This is a genomic window from Collinsella sp. SGI.184 (genome assembly GCF_050313415.1).
In the GTDB taxonomy this organism is placed as follows: Bacteria; Actinomycetota; Coriobacteriia; order Coriobacteriales; family Coriobacteriaceae; genus Collinsella.
In genome coordinates this window covers 1-2,456 of the sequence record NZ_JBNPLJ010000035.1, presented here as the reverse complement: position 1 = coordinate 2,456, position 2,456 = coordinate 1, and the positions used below count along the sequence as shown (strand labels likewise).

The window sequence follows — 2,456 nt, the reverse complement described above, 5'->3', positions numbered from 1 at the left end:
TATTTTTAGGAAATCACGAGATAAAAGTTTCGGGTTTCACGACGATTGTTTCGCCTCATAAGCAAAGGCGCCGACCACCTCCAACGGATGGCCTAACTTAGTCATTGCTTCGGTAATCGACTCAAGGAGGCCGGAAAGGAAATGATCGGCATGTCAACTATTCTAGCAATCAAGCAGCGCGCTGCCCGTGGCGACAGCGTCGCCCAGATAGCCAGGGAGGAGGGAATCTCCGAGCCCACGGTGCGCAAATACCGCGACATGGACGACTTCTCCCCTCAGGTCAAGCCCAGGAAGAGGCGCGGTTCGAAGCTTGACCCGTTCAAGGCGACGATAGATCGTTGGCTTGCGGAGGACAGGAAGCGGCGCCCCAAGCAGCGACACACGGCCCAGCGGGTATTCGACCGGCTCGTCGCGGAATGCGGCTACGACGGCAGCTACACAATCGTCCAGGCCTACGTCAAGAAGCGCAAAGCCGAGCTCAAAGGCGCCAAAGACGAGTTCCTCAACCTCGAATGGGCGCCCGGCGAGGGGCAGGTCGACTTCGGCGTGTGCGACTTCAGGGTGCTGGGCGTCATGCGCGAGGTGCACTACCTGGTGGTCACCTTCCCGTTCTCCAACGTGTCGCTGGCGCAATGCTTCTGGGGCGAGACGTCGGAATGCGTCTGCGAGGGCCTGAAGGCCGTGTTCGAGTTCTGCGGGGGCGTGCCCACCCGGTTGGTGTTTGACAACGCCACGGGCGTCGGCAGAAGGGTCGGCCAGGTTGTCAGCACCGCCGACACGTTCACGCGCTTCGCCGCCCACTACGGGTTCGACTTCTCCTTCTGCAACCCCAACTCCGGCCACGAGAAGGGCTCCGTGGAGAATGCCGTCGGGGCCATCCGGCGCAACCTGTTCGTCCCCGTTCCCCGCATCGACAGCCTGCCCGCCTACAACAAGCGGATCCTCGGCAGGTGCCTGGATCGCGCCGGCAAGGACCATTACCTCAAAGGGGAGCCCGAGCGCCAGCTGTTCATGGAGGACTGCGTGGCCATGGCCGACCTGCCGGCGAAGCCCTTCCGCGTCGCGAAGATAGTCACGGCCAAGACCGACAAGTACGGCGACGCGTGCCTCGACGGCAGACACCGCTACCCGCTCGGGCCGGACCACGGCGAGGAGAGGGTGATCGTCGAGCTGGGCGCATTCCGGGTAGCCTTCTACGACGGCGAGGGCACGCAGATCGCCGCCTTCGACCGAGCATACGGGGATGCGCCCACCAAGGCCAGCGACCCCATGTCGCAGCTGGCGCTCCTTTGCAGGAAGCCGGGCGGATGGCAGAACAGCGCCGTCAGGGCGACCTTGCCGAAATCGCTGGCCAGGTCGATGGATTCCATGGGCAGGGCCGACAGGGGCACGATGCTCAGGATGCTTCGCGACGTCAGCGCGGATGCGGGCTACGAGGCCGCGGTAGCGGCGATGGCCGCGCTCGGCGCCGACGGCGGCGTCCCCAGCCGCGCTGACGTCGCATTGGCTGCCGCATGCACGGCGAACGGCCAAGGGTCCATCGCATACGACGACAGCCCCGACCTCGGGATGTACGACGCCGTCTTCGCAAAGGAGGCCTAGCCATGGACATCGAGCAGATGACGAGGGGCCAGATCGAGGCGGAGTTCGCCGCGCTGGCCAGGACCATGTACTTCACCAAGTCGACGATCGCGGCGTTTTCCAAGGATGCCACGCGAGGCCAGCTGGTGGCTGCATGCGAGCTGATCAGGAGCGAGAACGCCACCAGGGAGGAGAACAGGAAGGCAAGGCTCATGAGGCAGGCCAAATTCCCGGCCGTGAAGTCGGTCGCGGACTTCGACTTCGGCGAGGTGTCCTTCCCAGACGGCTACACCGTCGATGACCTGGTGTCATTGGAGTTTGTCCGGCAGGCCCAGGACTTCGTGTTCTACGGAGGATGCGGACGCGGAAAGACCCACCTGTCGATCGCACTGGGCGTGCTGGCGGCCGAGCGGGGCTACAAGGTCAGGTACTTCGAGACCGCGTCGCTGGTGCTGATGCTGAAGGCGGCCGTCGCCGACAACAGGCTCGAGCAGGTGCTTCGCGACATAGCCAAGGCGGACCTGCTGATAATCGACGAGTACGGCTACATCCCGATAGACATCGAGGGCGCTCGGCTGCTCTACCAGGTGATGTCGGCAACGTACGAGACGAGGAGCATGATCGTCACAACCAACATAGAGTTCGGCAAATGGGGCACTGTGCTGGGAGACGCGCACCTGGCCACGGCGACGATTGACAGGATCATGCATCATGGTCGGCTGGTTGAGTTCGGCGGGCAGAGCAGAAGGTTCGAGGAAGCCTTGATGATGGGAAGATCGGACAGTTAGCGAAGAAAGGGTGCGGCACCTTTGCAAAACGGTGAAACCCGAAAGAAATTAGTCGTGAAATCCTAAATTTAGTTGTTGTGAAAAACA

2 protein-coding genes are annotated in these 2,456 nt (G+C 62.5%); both read left to right on the top strand.

Annotation, left to right across the window (positions count from 1 at the left end; genetic code table 11):
- Positions 1–141: 141 nt before the first annotated feature.
- Entirely contained in the window at positions 142–1,602 is a 1,461-nt protein-coding gene (istA, locus tag ACQRAJ_RS08685; protein WP_123220231.1) for an IS21 family transposase, read from the top strand.
- Positions 1,603–1,604: 2 nt separating this feature from the next.
- Positions 1,605–2,369 (top strand): IS21-like element helper ATPase IstB, encoded by a 765-nt coding sequence (istB, locus tag ACQRAJ_RS08680; RefSeq protein ID WP_273339942.1) that lies wholly within the window; start codon positions 1,605–1,607, stop codon positions 2,367–2,369.
- Positions 2,370–2,456: the final 87 nt, after the last annotated feature.